This is a genomic window from Nostoc sp. KVJ20 (genome assembly GCF_001712795.1).
Lineage (GTDB): Bacteria > Cyanobacteriota > Cyanobacteriia > Cyanobacteriales > Nostocaceae > Nostoc.
Genome location: NZ_KV757541.1, coordinates 1 through 18,141 on the forward strand (window position 1 = coordinate 1; position 18,141 = coordinate 18,141).

Below are 18,141 nucleotides of genomic sequence, written 5' to 3' on the forward strand. Positions count from 1 at the left end.
GTTGAGCATTGAGATAAATGAATTCGCAAAATGAACTCTTAAAACAGCAGTTGATAGAAGCGATTTCTTGTCAAAATCTGCAAGAAATTCAAAAAATCCTAAGCCTAGCACAATTAGAGGATGAGACAATAATCCTCAAAGAAGCTCTTGTGCAAGTAGAGTATGCAAATTTTGTTTGGTTCTTGCAAGAATACGTAGGCAAGGAAAGTTATCAACAAGCCGTAAAAGATGTATCGACAAGCATGACTCAAAAGCTAGTTCAAGGAGGTTTCAAGCCAGGGGTTGATTTCAACTTACACCCAGATGGTAGGATGTTGGCATCAAAAGAAGCAAATGAATATTTAGAAAAATATCATTCTAAACAACTAGAAAATAGCCAAATTTCTGTTGTAGCTCATGCACTACCAGAGCCAATGCAGATGTTAGAAAAAGCTTTAGGTGTGCGATTTTTTGAGAATCTTGGGAGGGTGGCAGCTACACGTTTAGCCACAATGGATGATGCAACAGCTAGTATTTATGGTCTATGGCTGATGCAAGGGATCAGTGCCCGTCATCCATTGCTGGAAAAAGATTTTTGTGAGTGGTTTATGATTGAGATTTGTGGTGAGCGATTGTCAGTCTTAGCATCAGCCGAGATTCAAGGCTTGGAGTTTAATGGCTTAGTTGTATTTGAAGATTTGTTAATGGCACTGGGCAAAACAAATGTATCGATAGTGAAAGAGAATGACTTAACTCTTGAAAATTTGCGGTTACTAGATCAAGTTTGGACAGGAGAAAATATGCGAGTGTTTGAATTAATTTCCATCTTGGAAAAAGATGGCGAACGAAATTTTTAATCAAAATGCGTTCACTACGGCAATTGTGCGGATTCATGAAGTTAGCTGATTAATAAGTCCCGCATAAACACGGATTCATTCTTGCTGCCTTTCAGTAAAACTACATTATACAAGTTTTGAAGGTGCATTTATGACTGATACTACAGTGTTAGATAACCGTATAAATAAGCAAATAAAGGTCTTCAATCAGTCGCTGGTCTGAATCCCCGACTGATTGATTCTGACTCCTGAATTCTGACTTCTGAATTCTTCTTCAATTCAAACCCTTTATGGTTCTCGTGTGCCTCAATCGTGTTACCTTTAAATTCAAGCTGATTAGGAATTTTCACAAGTAATTATTTTTGGTTTTTGATAAGTACGGCGCTCTAGCTTGTTATTAAAAGCAAAAGAAGCTGAGATTAATCTCAAACTAATAAAATACTCAAGGTCATCAGTGCCAGATTTGGAAATGAAATTACCCTGCAAAGTGATTTTAGTTTCAGATTGTTGAATTATTTCAATGTTGGGTTGAATTTTGTTTATTAATTCTTGCAAGTTATCCATAGTTAATCTGAAATTTCATCGAATTTATAAGACTGAAAACTAGTATCAATCAGACCAGACTAAAGGAATTTGGATTTATCTGAGCCAGTTGTAGCATAAATTTATTCCTCCTTTATTGTTACCCAGTCAGTTAAAACAGCCATACAGCAAGCGGTTAACGTTGGCCTTCTCAATATCTTATTTTCATATTTGGCGACATAACCACCCTCTAAGTCATTCTGCTCAAAATAAACCCCAATTACGTTAAAAAGCTTATTAGCAACGTCTAAGGAAATTGATTTCGACCAAGACATATTTATCTCCCACCCAATCCCGGAAAAAACTTACTCCAAAGACTTTGCTCTTTAGGGGTAGAATCCCCTTGCATAGCACCAAATGATCCTTGCTGTTGAGCTTGAATCTCCTGCATATTAAGAGAATGAATCACCTGGGCTAACTCTGGACTGTCTTCTAACAATTCAGCTTCAAAGTTTAACTCTTGCTGCAACAGTTGGGCATTTCGCCGCAAGAACATCTGCTGATTGTGTCGCTGTCTGATAAGGGATTCAGTTAAGTGTAATTGTTCTTCAAAATTCAACTCATCGTAATCGCTATACACTTGATTCAACTCCAATTAAACTAAAATATTCTGCTGAGATTTCCATTAAGTAAGTTGAAGCTAAAGCTGACCAATTATCAGTGAACAGTTAAATCCTTGGAGAAACGCCGCACTCAGAAGAATGTAAGTCTCAATTTAGCGCTTCTTTATCCAATATCTATACACCTTTAAGATGGATAACTAATAACTGATTTAATTACCATTTTATTCCTCCATACAATAGCTTAAAGCCAAGCTGTAAACGTGCTATAAATTCTTCTGTATTTTTATTCTTCCGAACTGGGTCAGCCTTATTTTTAATCCAGTTATTTGATGAGTGTGCAACTTCGTGATGGCACTTGTCACACAGTGGAAACCAATTGATTCCCAACTTTTCGTGATTGGTATAAGTATACTCGGTATGGTGCATTTGAGTAGCTTCAGACCTTAAACAACAACAGCATTTACTATGAGCTTGTCGATGTTGTTTGTGAGCGATTGCCACTTTCTTCTTATAATTTTTCAAATCGCCATACCGAGCATTCCAGTCTAGTTCACCGAATCGGGAAAACCGAGATTTTCCAGCAGTAGGGTAACGCCTTTTTCGTTTAACTCTTGCCCCGTTAATTCGTGCCACTTCTGTTTGATTTCCTGAAAATGTGGTTTTCTCCCTAATTCTGTTGCCCATTTTCTAATTTCTTGATACCAGTCAACCTGCTGCTGTGAGGATTGCTGATTATTTTTAGAACTATTAACAGTGTCAGCATTCGGTTTGGAATCCTGTTTTTGTTCCAGACCTTTGATATCAAATTCTGGGATTAGAGCAACGAAGGGATTAGACCGAGTAGGAATCACCAAGGCATATCGAACTCCGGCTTTATCTAACAGTTCGCAAGCCTGTCGCAAGATTTCCAAAATCTCCTTTTTAACGTTTACGAAATCCTGGGGATGGTCAAGGATATAACTCGATGTCTGCCCCATCGCAATAAAGCAAACATTTTTCAGAGATGGACGGCTAAATCCGGTTTCTCCAGAGAGCGGGGACTGGCCCATAAACACCCCATGTCCTTTAAGTCCGGCGGTGAATTTGATGATATAGTTCCAAAAACCTTGCAAGTCTTTGGCAGTATCAGCATCAACCATTCCTGGAAGTCCCTTGCCACCACCATAAACACTATCAACTTCATCCTGTGCAAGAAATAATTCCGGGACACCCTGACATTCACCACCAACAATTGATACTCTTGCTTTCTGTTTGTCAATTTGGTCTGTGGCAAAGATGATCCAATTTCTTAATTCTTTCATGCCGTCAAACTTACGGCTAAACTTGCACAACCATCTAGTGACATCATCTTTTGGATCGCTGCCGATGACAATTGCTGGTGTTTGAGATTTTGCAGCAATTTTGTTGATAATCACGCCTGCTAGAGTGGACTTACCAGATTGTGTTCCACCAGAAAGGTAAAAATGGTGATTACTGCGAAGAGTCATATTTTGATTGGATGAAGCATTACACAGTTCATCAATCCAAGCACCATCAATTCTGATGTAATCAGGATAATTTGCTGCGATCGCTTGCAGAATTTTCATCGCACCCGGATTAATCACCGACTGCACTGATTCTTCATCAATGTCAGCAATATCAGGATTAGGAATCCCAGTCGGTGAAGGTGATTGTTGTGCTGGTGGTTCTGGAAGAGTTACCAAACCTTGCAATTGATATTCAGCAATCCACCGGGGGCGCTCTTGCATTGGTAGCCGATTCACATAATCAGCAACTCTGCGTTTAGCTGCGATCGCAGTGGTGACATAATCATAAACAGCTTCGCCTTGCAAATGCTGCTTAAGTGATTTCAGGTCAGCTTCTTGTAAAGAGCGATAAACTTTTTGCTTGCTTTCACTGATTTGGGCAGATACTCCAAATAAGCCAGCACTCACCGTTCCAGCACCAAGTAGCATCCCGGTTGTTATTCGGTCAGTATTTAAGAAAAAAGGAGCAGACAGACATAACACTGCACTCGCTCCTAAACTACATAAGATAGTCCGTTCTGCATGAATGGCACTACTGGCAGTTAGACGTTGTAATTCAAATGGCATAAACTTATCTCACCCCCAACGCAACACCGGCTGCAACTAAAGTCAAGAAGACAAACAGGAATATCACTCCAGGCATCAAGCCGATGGTGAAAGTTTTACGGTTGAAGCCAAAACCTTTAATGACTAAACCGCCAAAGTTGAATAACCCCAGAACTATGCAGCAGATGGAGATTATGCCAATAAACCAAAGAATGTATCGACTAACGGGGCTGGCAACGGATAAATAACCCATAAACATAGAAAAGCCAACCCCAGACACTGTATATCCTACATGAGAGAGCTTGATTTGCATAACCTAAAATCGGAATGAATCTCCCACTTCATCAAATGCTTTCTCATATCCCCCCAACTGGCGTTGTTGTTCCTGCGAACCAAAGGCATGACGAATTACCGCCTCCCCATGTAATCCCCTGGTTCGCTGCAAATCTTCCTCAATCTTCATGGCTTCTTGGGAATATGCCAATTGGTTTTTATACATCTCTGCCAAGGATTGCAACTGCTTGAGCCTGTGCCGGGAAAATTTAGTGTGCAACCACTTCTGTGCTTTTAGAGTGCCAGCCACTTCTGCTTCATCAAGAACCTGCTTTGCTGTAGTGTAAGCTGGCAATGTGTAGCGATCGCGGATTGATGAAGGGAGATTACCCTCAATTTGTGTTGCATCCCCAACTCTTAAATCCGTTGATACTACTCCATTACCTTTACCGCCAAATAAACCAGGAAGCCATTTTCCTAACATTCCTTTCTCCCCCCTACTACTTAAAATTGGTATAAGTCTGCTGAACTTGTTGAACTTGTGAGCCGATATATCGGGTTATGCCATATATGCCCATGAACGAAAACATCAATATAGTAAAAGCTGCGATCGCAGTTTGAGCCATCATTCCCCGTTGCATCAATTCCTCAATCTGTCTATTAGAATGCGATCGCACTCTCGACTCATCAATAATTTGCTGGACTACCAGGAATTCTTCTGTTGTCAGATTTTCTAGTGTCAGCCCTGACAGATTCAATTCCCCGTCCTTCTTCAGGTGAATATTTAATGCTTTGCGATGGGTTTGGTCTTGTTGCTCCATATATTGCCACGCCCAAAACGAGGGTTAATAGCAGCAGATTGAGTACTGCTGCTAATCCAATTAATTTATTCGGCTGCATTTGTTGGGCTAATACCGAAAATACCCGCAACGAGTTCGTCACCGATTGCACGAAAGGAATCTACGTCAGCTTCCTCCTCCATCGCTTTAGAGACAAACTTACTCACCACATCCTTGGGGGCATTGCGAATTGTTGATAACAACTGGTCGGCTTTGTCGGTTGTGTAAGCATCAATCCCGACGTTGAGAACATCCTCCAAAGATTGAATTTCTTGGTTAGAAACCTGAGATGCGTGAGCGATCGCTCCTTGCAATGGCGGAATGGATTTACGACGGGATGAGTTTTTACCGAGTTTACCGTTGCCATTTTTGGACTTGCCATTAGTGGCTAATTTCCCGGTTGCTTGCCTTTGCTCAAGAATCTGAATAGCGATCGCTTGGGCTTGTTGATCGGTCAATTGGTCGATGTCAGCGTTAACTTGGGCGCAGAGGTCAGCGATTTCTGACTCAGTGGCTTCTATATTATAGGGTTGAAGGAATTGTTGAATCTTTTCCATAATATGCTTCCATTTATGCAAGTAATGGTGTTATTTTAGCATCCATTTATTTGACTTAGCATTAAAATTAGGAAATAGGACGCTAAAAAGTATAATTATGGAATCTAATTGGCATCATAAACATGGCAGATAAACGCGACCGAAGATTTTCCGTTAACCTTCCCTTAGTTAAGGAGATACGCCTGATTCTATGGGGACATACCAGAGGAGTAAGCAAAACTCGTATGGCAGAAGCAATTTTGATTGATCGGGTTTCCAGTGATGGGAATTGGCGAGAAGTTTGTCAGGACTTGAAACAAGAAGCAGCTATCAATCACTCTACGGTTAGTGAACTAGTTGCAGACATACTCAAAAACAATGGCTTGAAAGACGTGTTAGATATTGAAACCGTAGATTGGGAAACATTTCTAGTAGACGAATCAGCAATACCTACGGAGGAATAAACTAAAACGCTATGGAAAAATATCCTTTAGACTGGCTGAAAACTTCTTGTGAGCAAGTCTATTGCCATCCCATAGCAGAACGTACTTGGCGCAAATGGTTAAGATTGTGCCAAGTTCCACAGTATGCTAGGGAAGTGGTAAAGGAACAAGCTATGTGGTTATTGACTTTGGCTTACATGAAGAAGTTAGAGCCAAATAAAAAATTCACCCTGTTTCAAATTAAGTTTAAACTCTCAGGAAATCCATTTGCCGAATTGCATCTAGCTGAAGCAATTTATAACGCTTGTTACACCAATGCAGTTGGAAAAGATTTACCAGAAATTATTCTAAGAGTCACAGGTAAACAGGTAACAGTACGAACACTTTACCGTTGGGCACGAAAGCAGCAAGTAACTTTCAAAGCTTCTAAACGTTTAAGCCGCCCAGAAGTTGAGCAATGGATACGATGGGCTGCGGCTTAATAAAAGGGTAAAGGGTAAAGGGGAATGGGGAAAGGAGAATTTAAGGTTTTCTCCCTCGCCCCTTCTCCTTTTCCCTTTTAATTGGGGGGGCAGAATTTGCCCCTCTTTTTTATTTCTTTAGACTTCTTGCAGGGAAAAGGGTTAAAGAAAATTCTATCCTTTCCCCTTTAACCCTTTCCCTTTACCCGACTTCTTTTCGGATGTCGCAAATCAGGTGTGCCGTGACATTTCAAAATGCTCAAAACCCTGATTCTCTCGTTGTGACATCGGGCCGCTTTTTCTGAAACTCTTATATTTCTAGTGTCACAGCCACCATTTTCTAAAACTCCCTCCCTGCAATCATTAGAGCGATTTTTATCCTTTTTTTGGCCGCTTTCCGTGCCGCTTTTGTTTTTTAACTTAATTTTTGAGTGGTTAAAAATGCCTCAAATGCTGTCGGGATAAAGAGTAGAGATGTCACAACTCAAAGCGGCACACTTGGTCAAGTTTTGAGAAAAGCGGGCTTTTGGGGCTTTTTTTATTAAAGCCCGATTTTTCACACCACCTCTAAATACTGTGTCAGGTTCTCAATCTTGCGCTGGTAAAAGTCAATCTCGCCTTCTATGTCCAAACGCAATTCTTTTTCGGGTGGTAATTGAACCCCAGATTCCGAAATATATTCGACCTGCTCATCTTCAGTGCTAACTAATACCGCATATCGCCATGAACCGTCTCGTTCAGGAACCACTAAGTTTTCAAATAGACAATACTGAATCCCTACAATCATCCCCTGCTTGGTTCTTTGCCCTAACGAATATTTGGGTGATGTCCAATGATTCGGGATAGTGACAACTTTTGAAGCTTCCACGCAATTGCTCCTATCTTTGTTTTAACTGTGTTGGTACTACTCGCTGCTGCCTTTTCTCCACCAAAACCTTACCGATAGCTCCCCCAGTACCCAGCCCTAACATGGCTGTAGTAATTGTGTACATTGTATTTCTGCCAAAAATTTGTACTCCTAAATACCCGATAGATATGGCCGCTAATGTGCTAGTCAGACTTACAACAATTACTTGTGCTTGATTCCGTTCCATAATTAGAATGCCTTTCCCTGATGGAGGTTATCATTTAAATGATTTTGCTGTTACGCGAACGCGCCACCCCGGAGCAACTTGAACTTATGCTGCAACAGCACAAGTTTTACATTAGAACCGCAGTTGATATCGAACGTCGGGTGCTGGTTGGTGGTGGTGGTCTACACGCTGATTGTGAAGAAAAATTGCTAGATGACGGCAGTAGACAACAAGATATTTGGGCTGCCAGTTTTATGCCGATAAGTGGAAAAATCATTTATGAGTCGATGGTTAATCTTCGTCCCCGGCAAAATAGATCAATGGAACTTTTAGACCCTAAAATTAGAGAAAGGGTAGCTCAACTGATTAACGAGTTCCTAGGAAATTTATGATCGAAGTGACACCAAAGCAACAAATTTTTATGCAAGATGATGTGACTACACGTTTACGTCGTCTAGCTACACACTTGTCACAAATTCAATCTTTGTGGACTCAAGGCTCATCAGAAGATTTAATACTGGCTTTGGTTGATGAAAGCCGATACTTTATTGAGTGGACTGTACCAGATATGGTAAAGGCAGATGATATTGACCGAGCCTGTGAATTAGTTGATTTAGTTCGTCTTCTGACTCGTTGGCTATTCCATTGGGACGATATCTGGACTGATGCTGAACAAAAGCAATCTGCTTCTCTTGAAATTTCATATTGGTTACAGCGAGTTTTAGAAATATCACGTACAGAACCAGAATCAATGAGTGCTTGATCTCTATGAATTCTTCCTCTGTTTGACCAACAGCGATCTCAGGTACTGCCGACAAGCTGCTTCTCCCCGATAAATCAGAATCCGCAGTGCCTGTACTTCCTGGATCGGAGAAACACAAATCTCAGCGATCGCGGCAATCAAATTCTGTTGCTTCTGCACGTAATCTTGATGCTGCTGCTCCAACTCTTGAATCTTGGAGTTTAGCTGTTGTATTTGTCGTAATGCTTGCGTCAGGGACGATTCTTTGTTTCGAGAGCGATTATCTAGGGTTAATGTCATTTTCTTGCTCCTTCTTTAGATAGTTGAAAGCCTTGCCAATCGGGGCATTCCGCGCTCTCAATGCCTTCGGGATGAACAGAACAAATTAAAGGGGAGCCGTTGTAAGAGATCCCGTGATAGTATTTGCAACCTATACAACTGGTGGGTCTATTTAAAGGTCGAGGTCGGCGCAACATAACTTGGTCAATTTCATTTTGACCAGTAATTCGGTCAACCATGAATGCTGTGATCCCAGTCCCGGCTATTGCTCCACTAATGACGTACATGATATTTCTGCCGAGATATTGAGTGCCGAAATATCCACAAATAATTGTTGCTGCTGCTGCACTGATGCCTTTGATGAAAAGACTACAATTCATCTTTTCTTACTTCTTTTTTACTGATGGTTCATTCTCAGTTAAAAGTCTGCCAAAATCGTAAATCGTTACAGTTGGCTTTGGTTCCGGCTCCGGTTTTGGTTTTGACTCGATTGCGAGTTCAGGACTACCCAACCCGACTGCATTTCTGATTTCTTGTTCCATATCAAAATTCTCATTTTTGAGTCATCTGCTTCATATCATCGATTGCATCCAAAACTTCCTCCAAAATATTGAAAGCATCGTTTAAAACCACGTCATTCAATGTAGAAAAGTATTCGGAGGATTCGATATTGCGATAATCTTGACTACTGCTAATAAGCCGCAGTGTATATTGACACCCTTGCAATATGGCTTGAATTTCTGAAGTAGTTAGCTTAATTTCCATTGGTGTGTTCTAACTTTGAAAAACTGAATCAATTTCGCCGTTATCAATAGCATTTTTGGCATGGCGAACAGCTTGCGTATGATTGTCAAAAGTTTGAGTTGGAGGTGATGCCCAAGTTGTTTTTAACAGACCTGTTTTTCCCACATGAACATCCACAGCGCCATCTGATAACTCGGCAGTCTCAATTTTGTAGCCTCCATGTTTGGTTTTGTACTCTTTCATTAGCGTTAACTAACCTAAAATTTATCTCGTTGAATACTAAAACTTGCTCCGACTAAAGAACTGCCTAAGAATGCGGAAAAACTTACCAGCATTGCACCCAAGCAAATATTTTTCTGTTGCTCCCAACCAGAGATGATTATGTTGGGATTATTAGTCTCGATAATCTCCAGCCCCCAGCAAGCCATTGCCCCTACTCCTGAAAAGCCAGTTAAGAGCAGAGAGACAATTGCAGTTGTTTCTATCGTGCGGTCTATGAATACTTTGGGGTTAAATCTTTTTCGAGTCCGGCGTAGAACTAATTTATTACGGGTGTTTGAAGGCAAAGATGATTGATGAGTTACTTTATGGGTTTTCATTTCACTTCGTCCAACTCCACAAAAAATCCTGCACCTGTATTCGTAATCTTTACTCTTCTTTGATTGACCAATGTTTGAATCACTCCCAAGCTAAAATTGATACTGCATAACCGAGCGCTGCCACCGCAACGACTTAGGTACTGAAGGCATAACTGGGAATGGTCTTTTGGGACTGGGTTAGCTTTTTTAGGCATGGTGTCTTTCCTGTTGTGGTTTGTGGGGGTCAAAGCGCTGCGTGAAAAAAATAGCCAAGCAGTATTAATGCTTGACTAAAGTGTTTTTGAACTTAAAAAGTGAATTTCAGTTATTAGAAATTATCAAGATCGTCAAATTGATTTGTTGCAGAGTGTTTGTAAGTTTTGGCTTTATTCATTTGATGGGTAGAAGCTTTAATTACTGGAATTGCAGCTTCCTTAACTGAATCCTTTGCTTGTTGAAATAGAAATTGTGTCGTCCCTTGTGCATCTTCTTCTTTTGGGTCAATTTGTCCCCATAGTGAGCAAGTTAATTCTAAAGATTCGTAGTCACCTAAATTGAACTTACGTGTGTAAGTTACAGCAATAGTCTTGATTTCCATAATTTACCCAAACAATTTTTCAAAATGAAATGTAGCTATTTGGCATCTCTTACAAAGTGACGCTTCTCAAATTACAAATGTCGCCAGAAGTTCTTACTGATAGTCTTGAGACTAACTACCTTGGGTTCTGCTGCTGCTTCAGGGACATGGCCAGCAGCCACCGCAACAGCTTGTGGTGCAGGTGTCGTTAACAAAGAATTAAGCAATACCATTTGATAATCAACATCTTCTACTGAGCGATATACTCTGTATGGTTCAATTTGCATACCCAAAGGTGTTGGTACAATCTTCAGATATTGATTTAGGGCATTGATATAAGCAACTGAAAAGTTTTTCTGCTCTACATAAGGACGAATAATTTCTAGTAATTCAATCGCTCTGTTGATTTCAGAAACTTCACAATTACTGTCGATTTGTGACTGACTTCTTCTGTAGCCTTTCATCATCTTTTCGGCTACTAGATTGTTGAATTTGCTAACCGCCCTCTGATGATTGCCTAATGTGTGAACTTTGGTTTGTGCTTGATAACCGACTCTGCCCCACTGCACTGTCAAGTTACCATCTTCGACAATGGCCGCCCAGAATTTATTGCTGTTTCGGATAGCATCAACAAAGACTAAATAGATTTCCATGTTTCTTACCCTGTCAATTCACGGTTTGACGGGCATTGCCCCATCTAATTTGATGTTGTAGTGCTTCAAGTATTGTTTCCGCTTCGTGTGTTGTTAGCCCATTTAAAGTAGAGCAGACATCCTCAAACAAGTTTTTATACAATGGATATGAAACTAATAAGCCCAGATTAGACAATGCATCCTCAAGTGCCTCAGCAACAGTATGCTTAGTAGAACTGTCTTTTTCTAACGTAAAAATGTAAGTTGCTAATGCCATTCGGAGCATAAGCTTAGTTTCTCTGTCCAACTTCTCTAAATACACACCATATTTATCAACCAGTTGGTCAATAGTTGGAGTCTGCCCGTAATAAGTAACTAAGTCTGTCGTCATGTTTATTCGCCTTATTAAGTATGTTAATTGGTTGCTTTCAATTACTAAAAAAAAAGAGTGATTGCCCCCATAGAATCAGGAGACAATCGCTTTCTCATCAGTTCATATTCCGAAACTTAGCAGCACGCAAAGATTGAGTTTTCGCTGCAACCACAGGGCTACTAGCCCGTCGTGCGGTGGATGCCCAACCCTGCATACGCTCGACTGCCGCCGCATCCTGAATCGCAAGCGGGGTAATGGTTTGGCGGCAGATTTTCAGATCAGCAAGCGTTACCTGCTGCGGTCTACCCTCATCGAATGCCAGCAGAGCAGCTTCCGAAGCAAGGGTTTCCAGTTCAGCACCGGAAAATTTCGCGGTCGAAGCTGCGATCGCTTCGAGATATTCGGATTCCAGGTGAATGCCAAAGCGTTGTAGATGAATCGCCAGAATCTGTACACGCTCCGGTTCTGTGGGAAGATCAACAAAGAAATTTTCATCGAAGCGGCCTTTCCGTTTTAGTTCACTTGGCAGCGCAGATGGGTCATTGCAAGTTGCCACGACAAACACGCCACTGGTTGATTCCGACATAAACGTGAGGATATTGCCTAGAATCCTTTGGCTGACTCCACTTGTATCCCCACTACCGGAGAGGGCTTTTTCTATTTCATCAATCCATAACACGCATGGAGCAATAGCTTGGGCTGTTTTAAGTGCGCGGCGGACATTCCCCTCAGACTCACCGACCAGACTGCCCAAAAGGGATGCAATGTCTAGCTGTAGAAGTGGTAAATTCAGTATAGTTGCAATGTTTTTGGCACAGTTAGATTTCCCTGTTCCGGGTGGGCCAGCCAGCAACACACCTTTCGGTTGGGGTAAGCTAAGACTTCTTGCCTCTTGTGTGAACAGCCGCCGCCGCCTCATCAACCAATCACGCAGTAGATCCAAACCACCGAAGGGTATGCTGGCTGGTTTACCCAATTCGATACCCATTTGAGACAGTAGCCGAGTTTTGTACTCGACGGCTTTGGGGATAAAATCAGCGCCAACGACGACACCATCATTAGTTAAGTTTTCTTTGACTGTTAACCGAAGGAAATCACTAATCTCCTCTAGGGTTAAACCCAGCGCTGCACGAGAAAGAGTTTCAAGTTCAGCATTTTCAAGCGTAACAGTAAAACTTAATTCTTGCTCCCTAGCTGACTGTTGTAGGTCATGCAAATAAGAAGTGATATGTTCAAGTATTTGGTCAATACTAGGTAAAGGAACTTCACAATAAGGAATCAATCTGACTAGTGATTCGTGTAATTGTATATTCTGACCCAACAAGACAATGCGTTTATCTGTGGGTTTTAACCTGTGGTAAAGGTTTTTTACCTTGCTTAAAATCTCCCATGATAATTGGGGTGAATTCTTAGCAATAAAGGGGTGAATATCTCCAAGGATAAATACACCATTTCCGCTAAAGTTAGCAATGTAATCAAACACATATAACAATGGGTCAGCGTGTTGTGGTCTTTTGTACTCTGCAACTGGCTTAAACACCAATCCTCCATCTGCTGCGATTAAACATTGCTCCAAGGTTGATACTCCCAGATTCCAGAAGAACACAGGACTTGAAAGCTTATTGTTAGCTTCAGCAGTCAGCCACTGAATAATCGTCGCTTCATCGGGCGACAGAACATCAACCGCAGCAATGGGTATTTGTGAATCGAGTGTGGAGAGAAGATTTGAGAGGTTCATTGTTTTTCAATTTGATAAGGAACTGGAGAGAGTTCGTCATGAGTGTTGACCACTTTCACGACTACCTCATAAACTTCGGCATCGCCGTCAAAAACCTCAGCTATACCATTGCACTCTGATTGAGCAATGGCAGAAATTAAAGCATTCAATAGCACACATAGCCCTTCAGTATTCGCTTTTATGATCACGGGCTGCCGTGTTTTCTGTTGTGCGTAAATATGAACAAACGGGTATTCTTTAGCTAATTCGTTCATGATCTTTTGGGGGGGAACTTGTTGATTCCCCCATGTTGATTACTGACGTAAACGTGTTTGACTGCTATTTGTAGTCCGAAGTTGTTGGGTTTGGGCTTCGTCCTTGTAAGTGCGATCGCTCTCGCTGACAACTCCAAGTGCTTCTTCAAATGGTTGCGTAGCCGATAAACAACTCAAGCCCTCGAACCCCTCCGCTTCCACTCGAACTTCACCTGTAGCATTGTCGAAATGAATCAGTATTGAGCGTTCCATATTTATCTCCGTGCAAATTGTTTAACTTCTTGATGTCCGGCAAAAGTCAGCCGTAGAGTTTGCACAGTGCCGCTAGTTTCTTCAGCGATCGCACATTCACCAAACTGCTCTTGTAACTCGGCAGCCTTCGCCAAAACCATCCGCCGTCCGTAAGCAGGCATTAGCTGACAGGCGTAGAACTTTCCTCCTAACCGCCTAATTACTTCGTACTCGTCCTGGATCATTTCATATTCCGAGCCATTCCATTTAAATCCCATATCTGCACGGGCTTTTATAGTGCGACCAGACACAATGATTTCAGCGCTTTGTCCTTGAGAGCCGCCGTAGTATCCTTTTAATGGCTGCGCTGTTTCGTAAACTTGCGGATTCATTTTCAAGTCTTGTAAAGCTTGTACTAGACATTTGCGGTTGGTGAGCTTGGTTTTAACGGTTGAGAAATGGGACATGAGAATCTTGTTCCTTTAGTAGAAGTGCGGTATTCTTTTTGAGGTGTATATAATTTCTCGTTTAAGGTGCTAGTCTTGGGCTAGGGCAAATTCGCCCAAGACTGCTTTTTACCTAAACTTAAACGACATCACGGTAGCCTTCGATAAGCCCACGTCGTCAGTCGCAAGTGATTGTAGATTGCGTTGTTCATCTAACAACTTGGTGCGAATCTCTTGTATCTTGTGCTGCAATTGACTGCGCGTATCTGAACCCAGATTCTTCGACTCAATCGCTGGATCGTTAACGATAGAATCTAGATGCGTCATCATCGCCTCCAAGCTACTGCCTGCCTCCGGGTCAGCATTCGCTAGTAGTACTTGAACCTTCATCAGATGGCGTTGCATCTTCTTTTTAAACTGTACGGGCTTGCGTCCTGGCTCCCAGTCGCTTAATTCTTCAAGCAATTGGGCGGCAAGTTGTTCACCGCCAGCGATCGCAGATTCCCGTAGCCTTTGCTCCAGATTTTGGTCATACTGCTGAATGAACTTGGTAATCTGGTCAAGACATTCGGCTTGTTGCTGATTGAGTTGTTCGGACAATGCCGGGATAATCACCGGGCGACCAATGACGACTTGCAAATAGTCTTCAAGATCGGTCAGAGTCGGAAATGCTCTTAGCAAGTTGGCTTTTACAGATTCTTGCTTATCCTGCGATAATTCCCAAGTGTTAAGTGAGAGAAACTGATCAATTCGCTCTTGATAATCAACCAACCCAGCTTCATAATCAGCTTTTAATTGATTACGCAGTCCAGGGGCGATATTATCTCTGATATTGATTAACTGATTCCAAACGAGTGGAGCTAAATCAATCGGACAAATCCAATCACCAGTATCCGCAGACATCCACTCTTGAACTGAAGCAATCTCTTGCCTCAATTGGGCAGCAGCCTCATCCAACTTCTTGAATACCTTGATACCTCGCAAACCGACTTCAGAATTTGTGACTTTCACAAGGTCTGATTCAATTTCAGAAACCTCAGCTTTTAGCACATCGGCCCATTTAGGCGCGGCAGACTTTGTACTTTTCTTTAGTTGAATACGAAAGCGAATGCGAGTTTTATTTAACTGTGAGAAATTGTGGCGCTCGACTACTGCATCAGTTAGGAAATTTGTAGCAATAGGGTTGTCGATTGCTTGTACCATGATTATTGACCTCAATCATTATTTTTCACTTTCGATTAAGCGAAGCTTTCTTTGTGATGATTTCTCAAGAGAGCGAATGTCTGTAGTAGCTCTATAGATTACTTTTGTAGAGCTTTTTTGCAGGCGAATATGTCTTTTAATGACTGGTGGTTTATGTATGGACATGGCTAAAATAGCTGAAGTTGCTGTGAATTATCCTGTACCGCAGGCTTCTCATAAACCATGCCTTCGACTTCATAGCAGCGAGTCATGAGTTTGTTTCGATTTAATCGAAAGCTGGCTTTTTTCTTTTGATTTGGCAGAGGTGCAAATAGATATTGTGGATGTTTTATAGTACCTTCATCACCCAAGTATCGAGAAAGCGTACCGTCGATTTGGTAAACTTTCGATGAACTTAACAGTGTCGCGTCATACACTTTAATCAAATTTGTTTCCATCTGATTAGTATTGAAGTAGAGTGTGTGATAATCTTTTGTGGAATCGATTTTTCTCTACAGTCAGACTGATTGAATCTGACTGTAGAGTTTTTCACGGATAAGCTGATTCTTCTTTCGTTAAGCAGCAACTTTTTCCTTATTCGGTTTAGACAACCTAGAACCGCTCCCAGAAGTACGTTTAGTTGTTGAAATTGGTGGGTTGACTTGACCGAATGGAGTCTGAATCTTGAGGTCAGCTTTTAACTCTGATTGCAGTAATACAAGCTGAGTCAAATAGTAATCGACTTCTTCTAGAATCTCAGCTTCTACTTCTGACGGTGAAAGCGGTGTAATCTGATCTGATTCCAGATATTTAACTTCTTCGGTATGGCGAGAAGTCATGACAATATAGCGATAGCCATGACCGCAATTCTCAGCTAATACGCTATCGTGTGGTAATACTTCAATACCAATGACTTTGCCTTGTTGAGTACGTTGCCCAACATAAAACTTTGGAATTCCATAACCGCGTGGAAATGTGATTGTTGGTTGCATATTCGTTACCTTTGCATTAATTATTGATTGAAAGTGACAAATACTAAAGATAGAAATGCTCAAAAATCTGATTCAATTTTTCCTTTGATTCATCAGGCAGAGCATTAAAATCAAACTCGTCTGATTCCCAAACTTCATCAAGACTTGTTGACTCATCAACGATATTTGCAATCAAACAAGATTCGTCGTCGTACTTCCAGCCATTTGCTAAAAGCCACGGTAAAAAACCTTCAGATTTCAATAGTTTCTCGATGTCGAACAAGTCAGAAAACTGTTGTAAGTTTTCGAGGCTAGGGGGAACGATTGTTGTAGTCATTTATTGCTATTGGTAATAGTGAATACACAGCAAAAAGAGGGGAGGAGGGTTAAAGGGATTCATGAATTAAACCATGTGTAGAATAGTAAGGTTTAACCTTTCCCCTTTCCCCTTCTTCATTAGCTGTAGACAAGACTTGAGAACTGATTGAAGAAGAATTCAGCTATTCTGAATTCAGGAGTCAGAATGAATGAGTGGGGGATTCAGATCCACCACTCGCACAGAATTCAATTCTGAATTCTGGCTCCTGACTCCTGAATTCTGTTCGTTAAATATGCTTCCCTACTTGAAGGTAAATAGGGAAGCATAAAGGCGAACACAATTGCTGCAATCACCTCAACAAGTATTTGGCTATTAAGAAGGCACATCTTCCCAGTAACCAACTTCACCATCATAATTTGCTTGCATAGACTGCAATTTGGTGACGAAGTTAGCAAATTCTTCGTTAGTTAGTGACTGCCTTCCTTTTTTCCCATAGTTGTCCATGAGAAACTGTTTGCCCTCTTCCTCTTTCCAACCTAAAGCTTCAATTAATCGTTGCGACTCCATCATTAATTGATTGCGATCAAGTGCATGAGACGTAGCTGCTCCTGATAAGTTGTTCTTGGGCAATCCTTTTTTCCACCAATCGCTGATGGAATTATGCACAAGGGCAATTTCTTGAGCTATTGGTTTCTTGCCAATACAATAACTCTCCCAGTTGAGCGCAGTTGGCTTTTCGTATCCGCCACATACACAGGCGTTGGAAGTTTGCCCCCCTTTCTCACGTTTCTCTGTTTTCAATATGGGACAAAATACCCACATCGAATGCCAAAGTAAATTCTTTGGTTGGTGATGTTTGCCTTGAAAACTTGCATAAGCTTGTTCGCAGGTTTCACGGAATGCCATTAGTTGTTGATCAAACGACACTTGGAACACTCCCCAAGCAGTTATTTGTACTGGTGCGATATGAAGAGGTTGATTTTGGGCATCGACGAAAATCACCATATACCGCCTACCAAATTTGTAGGCGTTCTTGTCCAAACCATCACTGCTACGCCAAACTCCAATCACCTTTCTATCGTTTCCGTATAGCAGAGGCGATCGCCCAATCACAAGTATTCGTGGTTGTCTATAGAGAGCGCCAGGAATACCTATCTTTTCATCGTTTTCGTCCAACTTGTTAGTAAGAACTTTATACTCTTTCCCACCTTCTAGTTCTTTATTTTCGTACCATCCTGCTAATTGTTGATTTTCGTAAGCAATCCAAATGCCTGCGGGTGAAGGAATACTTTTGGCTGCTGGGGTCTTTTGGTATGACTTGTGTTCAGCAGAATCAAAGTCAAAAGCTGTCATAGTAGCTGCTGCCTTTCTTTAATGTTAGTTTTCGCAAAAAATAAGCGAAGCTTTAATTCTGAGTG

The 18,141-nt window shown here is 41.4% G+C and carries 35 protein-coding genes; 5 read left to right on the forward strand and 30 right to left on the reverse strand.

The features are described 5' to 3' along the window. Positions 1–17: 17 nt before the first annotated feature. Positions 18–836 (forward strand): hypothetical protein, encoded by an 819-nt coding sequence (locus A4S05_RS00780; protein WP_069067939.1) that lies wholly within the window; start codon positions 18–20, stop codon positions 834–836. Between the two features lie 315 nt (positions 837–1,151). Here the strand turns inward: A4S05_RS00780 and A4S05_RS00785 are convergent, their stop codons facing one another. From A4S05_RS00785 to A4S05_RS00825, 9 genes are all read right to left on the reverse strand, one after another. Continuing rightward, positions 1,152–1,379, reverse strand: coding sequence for a hypothetical protein (locus A4S05_RS00785; protein WP_069067940.1), 228 nt, complete (start codon positions 1,377–1,379; stop codon positions 1,152–1,154). A gap of 101 nt (positions 1,380–1,480) precedes the next feature. Then, on the reverse strand, positions 1,481–1,672 hold the full coding sequence (locus tag A4S05_RS00790) for a hypothetical protein (protein ID WP_069067941.1): 192 nt from the start codon (positions 1,670–1,672) through the stop codon (positions 1,481–1,483). A gap of 2 nt (positions 1,673–1,674) precedes the next feature. Next, positions 1,675–1,977: a hypothetical protein gene (locus A4S05_RS00795; protein ID WP_084226928.1), complete on the reverse strand. Its 303-nt coding sequence runs from the start codon at positions 1,975–1,977 to the stop codon at positions 1,675–1,677. 196 nt (positions 1,978–2,173) lie between these two features. After that, positions 2,174–2,386: a hypothetical protein gene (locus A4S05_RS41185; RefSeq protein WP_069067943.1), complete on the reverse strand. Its 213-nt coding sequence runs from the start codon at positions 2,384–2,386 to the stop codon at positions 2,174–2,176. A gap of 119 nt (positions 2,387–2,505) precedes the next feature. After that, positions 2,506–4,053, reverse strand: coding sequence for a hypothetical protein (locus A4S05_RS00805; protein WP_069067944.1), 1,548 nt, complete (start codon positions 4,051–4,053; stop codon positions 2,506–2,508). Between the two features lie 4 nt (positions 4,054–4,057). After that, on the reverse strand, positions 4,058–4,345 hold the full coding sequence (locus A4S05_RS00810; protein ID WP_069067945.1) for a hypothetical protein: 288 nt from the start codon (positions 4,343–4,345) through the stop codon (positions 4,058–4,060). 3 nt (positions 4,346–4,348) lie between these two features. Continuing rightward, entirely contained in the window at positions 4,349–4,789 is a 441-nt protein-coding gene (locus tag A4S05_RS00815; RefSeq protein WP_069067946.1) for a hypothetical protein, read from the reverse strand. A gap of 16 nt (positions 4,790–4,805) precedes the next feature. After that, complete coding sequence (locus tag A4S05_RS00820) at positions 4,806–5,126, reverse strand: hypothetical protein (RefSeq protein WP_069067947.1); 321 nt, start codon at positions 5,124–5,126, stop codon at positions 4,806–4,808. A gap of 65 nt (positions 5,127–5,191) precedes the next feature. After that, the gene (locus tag A4S05_RS00825) at positions 5,192–5,701 is read right to left on the reverse strand and encodes a hypothetical protein (RefSeq protein ID WP_069067948.1); all 510 of its coding nucleotides are present in this window, start codon (positions 5,699–5,701) and stop codon (positions 5,192–5,194) included. A gap of 122 nt (positions 5,702–5,823) precedes the next feature. On the opposite strand from A4S05_RS00825, the gene A4S05_RS00830 reads away from it, so the two are divergent. After that, positions 5,824–6,144 carry a hypothetical protein gene (locus tag A4S05_RS00830; protein ID WP_141699617.1) on the forward strand — a complete coding sequence of 107 codons (321 nt, stop codon included), beginning with the start codon at positions 5,824–5,826 and terminating at the stop codon, positions 6,142–6,144. 11 nt (positions 6,145–6,155) lie between these two features. Then, positions 6,156–6,605, forward strand: coding sequence for a hypothetical protein (locus tag A4S05_RS00835; RefSeq protein WP_069067950.1), 450 nt, complete (start codon positions 6,156–6,158; stop codon positions 6,603–6,605). Between the two features lie 535 nt (positions 6,606–7,140). On the opposite strand, the gene A4S05_RS00840 is transcribed toward A4S05_RS00835, so the two are convergent. Both A4S05_RS00840 and A4S05_RS00845 read right to left on the reverse strand, forming a co-directional pair. Next, on the reverse strand, positions 7,141–7,452 hold the full coding sequence (locus tag A4S05_RS00840) for a hypothetical protein (protein WP_069067951.1): 312 nt from the start codon (positions 7,450–7,452) through the stop codon (positions 7,141–7,143). A 10-nt stretch (positions 7,453–7,462) separates the two neighbouring features. Further along, positions 7,463–7,678, reverse strand: coding sequence for a hypothetical protein (locus A4S05_RS00845; protein WP_069067952.1), 216 nt, complete (start codon positions 7,676–7,678; stop codon positions 7,463–7,465). Between the two features lie 38 nt (positions 7,679–7,716). Between A4S05_RS00845 and A4S05_RS00850 the strand changes: the two genes are divergently transcribed. Then, entirely contained in the window at positions 7,717–8,049 is a 333-nt protein-coding gene (locus A4S05_RS00850) for a DUF5674 family protein (protein ID WP_069067953.1), read from the forward strand. Further along, on the forward strand, positions 8,046–8,420 hold the full coding sequence (locus A4S05_RS00855) for a hypothetical protein (RefSeq protein ID WP_069067954.1): 375 nt from the start codon (positions 8,046–8,048) through the stop codon (positions 8,418–8,420). The genes A4S05_RS00850 and A4S05_RS00855 overlap by 4 nt, the downstream gene beginning before the upstream one ends. Before the next feature lie 3 nt (positions 8,421–8,423). On the opposite strand, the gene A4S05_RS00860 is transcribed toward A4S05_RS00855, so the two are convergent. From A4S05_RS00860 to A4S05_RS00945, 19 genes are all read right to left on the reverse strand, one after another. Beyond that, positions 8,424–8,699, reverse strand: a complete 276-nt coding sequence (locus tag A4S05_RS00860; RefSeq protein WP_069067955.1) for a hypothetical protein — start codon at positions 8,697–8,699, stop codon at positions 8,424–8,426. Next, entirely contained in the window at positions 8,696–9,058 is a 363-nt protein-coding gene (locus tag A4S05_RS00865) for a hypothetical protein (protein ID WP_069067956.1), read from the reverse strand. Before A4S05_RS00865 ends, A4S05_RS00860 begins: the two co-directional genes overlap by 4 nt. A gap of 6 nt (positions 9,059–9,064) precedes the next feature. Further along, positions 9,065–9,220, reverse strand: a complete 156-nt coding sequence (locus tag A4S05_RS41190; RefSeq protein ID WP_176726879.1) for a hypothetical protein — start codon at positions 9,218–9,220, stop codon at positions 9,065–9,067. A 10-nt stretch (positions 9,221–9,230) separates the two neighbouring features. After that, positions 9,231–9,443, reverse strand: coding sequence for a hypothetical protein (locus A4S05_RS00870; RefSeq protein ID WP_069067957.1), 213 nt, complete (start codon positions 9,441–9,443; stop codon positions 9,231–9,233). A gap of 9 nt (positions 9,444–9,452) precedes the next feature. Continuing rightward, positions 9,453–9,665, reverse strand: a complete 213-nt coding sequence (locus A4S05_RS00875; protein ID WP_069067958.1) for a hypothetical protein — start codon at positions 9,663–9,665, stop codon at positions 9,453–9,455. A 14-nt stretch (positions 9,666–9,679) separates the two neighbouring features. Beyond that, positions 9,680–10,021, reverse strand: coding sequence for a hypothetical protein (locus tag A4S05_RS00880; RefSeq protein WP_069067959.1), 342 nt, complete (start codon positions 10,019–10,021; stop codon positions 9,680–9,682). Continuing rightward, positions 10,018–10,215, reverse strand: coding sequence for a hypothetical protein (locus A4S05_RS00885; protein ID WP_069067960.1), 198 nt, complete (start codon positions 10,213–10,215; stop codon positions 10,018–10,020). Before A4S05_RS00885 ends, A4S05_RS00880 begins: the two co-directional genes overlap by 4 nt. Before the next feature lie 113 nt (positions 10,216–10,328). Next, positions 10,329–10,598, reverse strand: coding sequence for a hypothetical protein (locus A4S05_RS00890; RefSeq protein ID WP_069067961.1), 270 nt, complete (start codon positions 10,596–10,598; stop codon positions 10,329–10,331). Between the two features lie 71 nt (positions 10,599–10,669). Further along, entirely contained in the window at positions 10,670–11,230 is a 561-nt protein-coding gene (locus tag A4S05_RS00895; protein ID WP_069067962.1) for a WGR domain-containing protein, read from the reverse strand. 13 nt (positions 11,231–11,243) lie between these two features. Further along, positions 11,244–11,600: a hypothetical protein gene (locus A4S05_RS00900; RefSeq protein ID WP_069067963.1), complete on the reverse strand. Its 357-nt coding sequence runs from the start codon at positions 11,598–11,600 to the stop codon at positions 11,244–11,246. A 97-nt stretch (positions 11,601–11,697) separates the two neighbouring features. Then, entirely contained in the window at positions 11,698–13,320 is a 1,623-nt protein-coding gene (locus tag A4S05_RS00905; RefSeq protein WP_069067964.1) for an AAA family ATPase, read from the reverse strand. Further along, positions 13,317–13,574: a hypothetical protein gene (locus A4S05_RS00910; RefSeq protein ID WP_069067965.1), complete on the reverse strand. Its 258-nt coding sequence runs from the start codon at positions 13,572–13,574 to the stop codon at positions 13,317–13,319. Before A4S05_RS00910 ends, A4S05_RS00905 begins: the two co-directional genes overlap by 4 nt. Before the next feature lie 39 nt (positions 13,575–13,613). Beyond that, positions 13,614–13,826, reverse strand: a complete 213-nt coding sequence (locus tag A4S05_RS00915; protein ID WP_069067966.1) for a DUF2997 domain-containing protein — start codon at positions 13,824–13,826, stop codon at positions 13,614–13,616. A 2-nt stretch (positions 13,827–13,828) separates the two neighbouring features. Beyond that, complete coding sequence (locus A4S05_RS00920) at positions 13,829–14,272, reverse strand: DUF1257 domain-containing protein (protein ID WP_069067967.1); 444 nt, start codon at positions 14,270–14,272, stop codon at positions 13,829–13,831. 108 nt (positions 14,273–14,380) lie between these two features. Then, the gene (locus A4S05_RS00925; RefSeq protein ID WP_069067968.1) at positions 14,381–15,454 is read right to left on the reverse strand and encodes a hypothetical protein; all 1,074 of its coding nucleotides are present in this window, start codon (positions 15,452–15,454) and stop codon (positions 14,381–14,383) included. A 167-nt stretch (positions 15,455–15,621) separates the two neighbouring features. Next, positions 15,622–15,891 (reverse strand): hypothetical protein, encoded by a 270-nt coding sequence (locus tag A4S05_RS00930; RefSeq protein ID WP_069067969.1) that lies wholly within the window; start codon positions 15,889–15,891, stop codon positions 15,622–15,624. 117 nt (positions 15,892–16,008) lie between these two features. After that, on the reverse strand, positions 16,009–16,425 hold the full coding sequence (locus A4S05_RS00935) for a hypothetical protein (RefSeq protein WP_069067970.1): 417 nt from the start codon (positions 16,423–16,425) through the stop codon (positions 16,009–16,011). Between the two features lie 43 nt (positions 16,426–16,468). Continuing rightward, a complete protein-coding gene (locus A4S05_RS00940; RefSeq protein WP_069067971.1) occupies positions 16,469–16,741 on the reverse strand; it encodes a hypothetical protein in 273 nt (90 codons plus the stop codon). Positions 16,742–17,095: 354 nt separating this feature from the next. Further along, on the reverse strand, positions 17,096–18,076 hold the full coding sequence (locus A4S05_RS00945; RefSeq protein WP_069067972.1) for a DUF5895 domain-containing protein: 981 nt from the start codon (positions 18,074–18,076) through the stop codon (positions 17,096–17,098). Positions 18,077–18,141: the final 65 nt, after the last annotated feature.